Below are 6440 nucleotides of genomic sequence, written 5' to 3'. Positions count from 1 at the left end.
AAATGGGCACGGTGTCGGCACATATTCCACAGGGTCGGGCCTTCGCGGACATCCCTGAAGGGAATCAGCCAGCGGTGACGTGGAGCCGGGGTGCTTGCGCCTGCGGCACACCCGGCAGCACCGGCGCCGGGTTGAGCGACAGGAGGAGCAGGCTGCGCACCGCCTCGATGAGGTCCTCGCCCACGCTGGCCGCGCCCGCGGGAGCCCCCTGCAGCTCCGGCGGAACCTGATGGCCCACCAGCACCACCGGCATGCGGATGTCCCAGGCCAGGAAGTGCGCCAGCTTCACCGCCGCCTCCGAGGCGTCGAAGAGCAGCGCGCCCACGCCCCCCGAGCTGAACGGGCGCCACAGCGGCCTCGCCGCCTCCGCCGGAGGCAGCACGCAGAAGTCCAGGTGCAGCAGCTCGTTGAGATCCAACCGGCCCAGCGTCCCGAAGCCGCTCCGCACCGCCGGGGGCTCGGCCGCCACGGCCGCGATGCCCGGCAACTGGGACAGCAGCCGCCTCGCCACCGCCGGGCCGCTGCCACAGACGAAGACCTTGGCGGTGGCCTCCCGCGAGGGACCCCGGCCCCGGAGGATGCGTCCACGCAGCGAGTGCAGCTCCGCGGGCCCGAGCAGCGGACCACTGCCCTCGTCCCGCTCGGGCTCGGACATGCGGGCCACGCCCTTCTGGAGGAGCGTGTGCAGCACGCCCACCACCTCCAGGTCCGTGGCCGGCGCCAGGTCCAACACCTCGCCGAGCGCGCGCGGCTGACGCAGCAACTCCACCACCTGCGCCGTCACCGGGTGCTGGTCCTGCCCCAGGTCCGCCTCCGGCGCGAGCACCAGCCGGACATTGCGCGCCGGCAACCCCGGCAGCAGCCGGTTCACCTCGTCCGCCTGGCGCATCGCCTCCAGCAGGGCGTCATCCACGGCGCGCTGGATGCGAGGCTTGCCGCCCGTGTTCCCGGGGGAGAAGGTGAAGGAGCCCTCGCTCCACACCAGCAGCCGGAAGAGGGCCTTCTCGCCCTCGGCGCGGCCCACCCGCGCGTTCACCGGGCGGCCGTCCACCACGACGATCTCCCCGCGCTCGGTGCCCCGCTCCAGCGTCAGCTTGCCACTGCGCTTGTTCATCCCGAGGATCTGCATCAGGTCCGGGATGCTCAGCTGGCTGAGCGAGCCTTCGATTTCCTGGACCTCGGTCTTGAGCTCCTTGGCGGCCTCGTTGCGGCGGAAGACGTGCTCGATGCGGGAGAGCACCTCGTCGAGGTTGAAGGGCTTGCGCAGGAAGCCGTCGCGCAGACCGCGCAGCCTGTCCGCCTCGAACTGGCCGGTGGAGACCACCACCGGGATGTCGTCCGTGCGCGGGTTGGTGCGCAGGATGTTGATGAAGGTGCGCGCATCCAGCATCCGGCACGCCTCATCGAAGAGGATGAGGTCCGGATGGCGCAGCACCGCCACCTCCAGCGCACGCGAGCCATCCGGCGCGTAGTGCACCTGGTAGCCCCGCGTGCGCAGGGAGCGCGACAGCGGACGCACCGACTCGAGGTCGGGATCGGCGATGAGGATCTTTCGAACCTGGGCCATGGTCGCTCCCTACCGGATCAATACGGCTGCAGGTCGTACTCGACCTGCAGGCGGGTGATGAGCCCATCCACCACGGCGGTGTCCGACGAGTGGAATCCCCACGTGGCGCCGAGTCCCCGGCGCTGGATGAGCGCGTACGAGGCCGTCTCCGACATCCAGAGGATGAACTCGTGCCGGGCCATGCGCTCGTCCCCCTCCAGGAAGACGGGGGTGAGCGCCGGGTGCGAGTCCAGGTCCCCCCGCCGCCCCAGCAGGTAGATGCGCGAGGCCATCTCCGGCGAGGCCGACTCCAGCCCCTGGGCAATCGGCAGATCCGCGCGGATCTCCGGCCCGCCCACGTACAGCAGCCCGCGCGAGCTGGGATCCCTCATCAGCTCGCGGGCGATCTCCGACTGCAGCTCGTCGAAGAGGACGTCGGACACCTTGCCGCGGCGCGAGGGCTCCGCGTTCTCCTCCACCGGCAGCTTGGGGCTGGAGGCATTGCCGAGCAGCAGGTCCACCTCGTCCCAGAAGGGCAGCGTGTCCAGCATCAGCTTGCGCTGCAGCGAGCAGCGCCGCTCGTCCATGCGCCGGCGGCACCGGTGCACCAGCTCGTCGAAGTCCTCACCGTCCTTGGGGAAGGTGCTCGCCCCGCCCACCAGCGCCAGCGGCAGGCGCGCCTCCACCTCCTGCGCCTCCGGCTCCGCGCGCACCGCGTCCAGGGCGCGCCGCACGAACATCATCGCGCCGAAGAAGTCCGTCTCCGGCAGCAACAGGTAGAACTCCTGCTCGCTCGCCTTGGCGATGACGTCCGAGTCCCGGACGATGCGCCCGAACGCCTTGATGATGCCGCGCACCGCCAGCTTCGCGTCCGGCACGCCCAGGCGCATGCGCACCAGCGGCAGGTTGTCCACGGAGAACGTCAGCAGCGAGAACGTCCGCCCGTAGCGCCGCGCCTTGTAGATCTCCTTGGAGGCGTAGTCCGTGAAGTAGCTGAGGTTGTAGGCGGCGGTGTCGCGGTCCCTCAGGCCCAACCGCTGCAGCGCCAGCATCCGCCGGCCGTTCTTCACGCCCACCGCGGCCGAGTCGCCGAGAATCTTGGCGTAGCGCACGTGCTCGGAGCGGAAGTCACCGGCGACCGGATCCGACAGCTGCGCCAGGCCCATGATCTCCCCGCCGATGACGAAGGGGACGTAGAGCACCGGCGAGCGCTCGTCGCGGGCGATCCACGGCATGGCCTCGCGCAGACGATTGCCGAGCGGCCCATCCGGGCTCATGCGCTCGGCGAGGAACTGCTTGTCCAGCAGGCCCCGGTAGGCACGCAGGATGAGGTGCCCCCGGTCATCGGCGATCCACAGGGCGGCGCTCTGGGCATCGCAGACCGCGGCGAGCTCGGCCGCCACCCGCTCCTGGAGCCACTCGAGGTCCGGCTGGGAGAGGAGCTCCAGGCAGCGCTGGTGGAGGTTCTGGTAGCGGGCGAACTCCAGGTTCTCCGTCTGGAGCTTGGAGCGCTCGCGGCGCAGCTGGACGCGCTCCATGGCGCGCTCCACCGCGAGCAGCAGGTCCGACTCGTCGACGGGCTTGGCGAGCACCACCGCCACCCCGGCGCTCAGGGCCATGGCCGAGCCCTTCACGTCCGTGCGCTGGGTGACGAGGATGATCTCCTGCTCGGGGTCGCGCTCGCGCAGCTTCGCGGTGAGGCCGAAGCCGTCCAGCTCGGGCATCACCAGGTCGGTGATGACGATATCGAAGGTCTCGTGCGTGGCCGCTTCCAGGGCCTGGGCGGCGTTCGCGGCGGGGACGACGAGGTAGCCCTTCCGGGAGAGCATGTCGGAAGCGAGCTGCCGGAAGAAGTTGTCGTCATCGACGACGAGGATGGGGCCAGCCACGGCGGAGGACTCGACGGGAGGGGGGGAGAGACGGCGAGGTTACCGGCCCGGGAGATCCGGGACAACGCCCGTGAAGACGAAGGAGACGGGCCCCCGGAGCCGCACGTCCGACAGGTCCGAGGGCACCCGGATGTGCAGGTCCCCGCCCGGCAGCGTGACACGCAGCCAGGCATCCGCCGGGAGCCGCCGGGCGAGCACCGCCGCCACGGCCGCCGCACAGGCCCCGGTGCCACAGGCCTCCGTCAGCCCGCAGCCCCGCTCCCACACGACGGCGGCGAGGCCCTCCTCGGTGACCTGGACGAACTCCACGTTGGTGCGCTCCGGGAAGCCCGGGTGGCGCTCGAGCTCGGGGCCCAGACGGCTGGCGTCCTCCAGGGGCTGGTCGAGCAGGACGAGGTGGGGGTTGCCCATGTTGACGGCGTAACCGCGCAGCCCGGAGTGGCCGGGAAGCTCCTCGCCCAGGAAGGGCTGGCCGGTGGTGCCCGAGGGCAGGTTGGGGGCGATGAGCCGCGCGGGCCCCATGGAGATCTCCACCTCGGCGACGCCATCCATGCCGTACCCGGGCGTACACGTGAGGATTCCGGCGCCCGTTTCCACCTCGATGCGCTCGGGCTTCTCGCCGGAGTGGTCCACCAGGTACTTCACCGCACACCGCAGGCCATTGCCGCACATCTCCGCGACGCTGCCATCGGCGTTGTGGACCACCATGCGGGCCAGGGCCGTGGTCGAGGGCAGCAGGCTGAGCACCCCATCCGCGCCAATCCCCCTGCGCCGATCGCACAGCCACTGGGAGAACCTCGCGTCGATGTCCGTGCCACCCTCGCGGTAGTCCAGCACGATGAAGTCGTTGCCGAGGCCGTGATACTTGAAGAAGAACTCTGCCGTAGTGCTCATGGTCGTCGGGTCTCTTCAGCCCGGGTCTTCGGGTTTCGGGGTGGACGCGGGGGGCCCGGAAGTGGGTGTGCTCCCCTTCGGACGGCGAAGCAACTCATTCTTGACCGCGTTCAGCTCGGCGTTGGCCCGGGCGTAGATGTCCTGCACGGTGTCGGCTCCCTTCCGGGCGGAGAGCCGCTTCAAGGAGGCCAACTCGGCCTCTTGCTCCTCCAACCTTCGCTTCTGCTCGGCCAGCGCCAGCTCGCGCTCGGCCAGGGTGGACTTCAGGGCATCGAACTCGCCCTGAAGCTGCTCCAGCTCCTCGGACATCTCCAGGATGGCCTCGGAGTCCGACACCGGCTTGCGCGCCTGGAGCTGCTCGATGCGCTCGCGCATGCCGGCCCGCTCCGTCTCCAACATCTGGATGCGGTCGGCCAGTGCCTGGGCCGCCCTCGCCTTCTCGGCGCGCTCGGCGTCGAGGAACTTCACCGCCTCGGCGGAGGCCGCCTCCAGCGCCGTCACCCGGCCCTCCAGCCGGATGCGCGCCGCCCGGGCCACCGTGAGATCCGAGTGGAGCCGCTCGCGCTCGGAGACGAGCGTGCCCTTCTCCATCTCCAGCCTGGCGAACTGCTCCTGGATGGCCTGCGTGGAGCCCTCGCGCTCCCGGACCCGCCGCTCTGCCTCCTCGGCCCGGGCCTCCAGCTCGGCCAGTTTCGCCTCCAGCCCGGCCCGCTGCGCCTGAGCGGCGGACTCCTGCTCCCGGGCCTGCCGCCGGGCCTCCTCCGCCTGCGCTTCCAGCTCGGCCAGCCGCGCCTCGATGGCGGCCTCCCGCTCCCGAGCACGGAGTCCGGACTCCTCGGCCTGGGCCTCCAGCCCGGACTGCTTCGCCTTCGCGGCCTCCAGCTCGCTCCGAGCCTCCTCCAGCCGCGTCTCCAGCTCGTCCGCCGAGCGCCGCGCCTCGGCCACCCGCTCCCGCTCCGTCTGGTGCTCCTCCTGGGAACGGGCCAGCGCGGCGCGAAGCGACTCCAGCTCCTCCCGGGCGGACTCCAGCCCACCGCGCGCCGTCTCCAGCGCCTCCCGGACGCTCCCGAGCGTCGCGCGCTCCTCCTCGAGAGCCGACTCGAGCGAGGGCGCCTTGCCCGCGATGCGCCGCGCCGACTCGAGCTGCACGGTGACCAGCTCCATCTGCTCGTGCTCCGCGGCGAGCCGGGCCCGGACGTCCGCCACCTCCTTCTGGAGGTGGGCGATGTGCATGTCCCGGTCCCGCAGCCCCTGGTGCGCCTGCTGGAGCGCCATGGAAGCCTGGTGCGCCTGGAAGCGGGTGACATCGAGCTGCGCCGCCTGGGCCCGCAGCGCCTCCAGCTCCTGGTCCTTCTTCGCGAGGTCGTCCCGGAGGCCCTCCAGCTCCATCCGCACTTCCAGCGCGTCACGCTTGCGGTTGTCGCGCTCGGTGGAGACGGCCTCCTCGCGCGCCCGGGCCTCCGCGAGCGACTCCTTCAGGGCCTTCTGGCTCGCACGCTCCGCCTCCAGGGTGGCCTGGAGCTCCTCGACGAGCCGCTTCTGCTCCGCCAGGGACGTGTCCAGCGCCTCGCCCTCGCGCCGGGCCGACTCCAGCTCCGCGCGCAGCGCCACGGACTCCCGCCGGGCCTCCTCCAGCGCCTCGAGCCGGGCCCGCTCGCGCTCGTCCGCGCCCGCCCGGGCGGACTCCAGGTCCGCGCGCGCCTCGGACAGCGACTGCGCCAGGGCCTCGCGTCCGGCACGCTCCTCCTCCAGCTTGCGCCGCGTCTCCTCGAGCGCCGCCTCGGACAGCTCGCGCGCGCGATCCAGGTCCAGGCGCAGCGCATCCCGCTCCACCTCGAGCCCGGCGCGCACCTGGGCCAGGAGCGCCTCCGCCTTCTCGCGCTCCGAGACGAGCGACGCCTCGGCCTCGGTGAGCTGCCGCCGCTCGGCCTCCAGCTGCGTCCAGGCGAGCTCCAGCGACTCCTCGGTGCGCGTCCTGTTCGTGCGCTCCGCCTCCAGCTCGGTCCGGACGTCCGCGAGCGACGCCTCCACCCCGCTCCGCTTCCGCCGCTCCTCCTCGAGCTCGGCGAGCACCCGCGTGGTGGACTCCTTCGACACGCCATGCGCCTGCC

Annotated in this window: 4 protein-coding genes; all 4 read right to left on the bottom strand. The window is 71.8% G+C overall.

Annotation, left to right across the window (positions count from 1 at the left end; translation table 11 throughout):
- Nucleotides 1-64: 64 nt before the first annotated feature.
- Complete coding sequence (locus Q664_RS16525; protein ID WP_043395754.1) at nt 65-1567, bottom strand: DUF4388 domain-containing protein; 1503 nt, start codon at nt 1565-1567, stop codon at nt 65-67.
- A gap of 17 nt (nt 1568-1584) precedes the next feature.
- Nucleotides 1585-3435 (bottom strand): GGDEF domain-containing response regulator, encoded by a 1851-nt coding sequence (locus tag Q664_RS16520; protein ID WP_043395752.1) that lies wholly within the window; start codon nt 3433-3435, stop codon nt 1585-1587.
- Nucleotides 3436-3474: 39 nt separating this feature from the next.
- The gene (gene dapF / locus Q664_RS16515; RefSeq protein ID WP_043395749.1) at nt 3475-4329 is read right to left on the bottom strand and encodes a diaminopimelate epimerase; all 855 of its coding nucleotides are present in this window, start codon (nt 4327-4329) and stop codon (nt 3475-3477) included.
- 15 nt (nt 4330-4344) lie between these two features.
- On the bottom strand, nt 4345-6440 hold a 2096-nt coding region (locus Q664_RS62145; RefSeq protein WP_043395747.1), incomplete at its 5' end, for a coiled-coil domain-containing protein.

Origin of the sequence: Archangium violaceum Cb vi76 (assembly GCF_000733295.1) — a bacterium.
Lineage (GTDB): Bacteria > Myxococcota > Myxococcia > Myxococcales > Myxococcaceae > Archangium > Archangium violaceum.
The sequence above is the reverse complement of the archived record's forward strand: the minus strand, read 5'-3'. Positions and strand labels throughout refer to the sequence as shown.

Coding starts and splice junctions, on each gene's coding strand:
- Q664_RS16525 (WP_043395754.1), bottom strand. CDS start 1,567: ATGGCCCAGGTTCGAAAGATCCTCATCGCCGATCCCGACCTCGAGTCG.
- dapF (WP_043395749.1), bottom strand. CDS start 4,329: ATGAGCACTACGGCAGAGTTCTTCTTCAAGTATCACGGCCTCGGCAAC.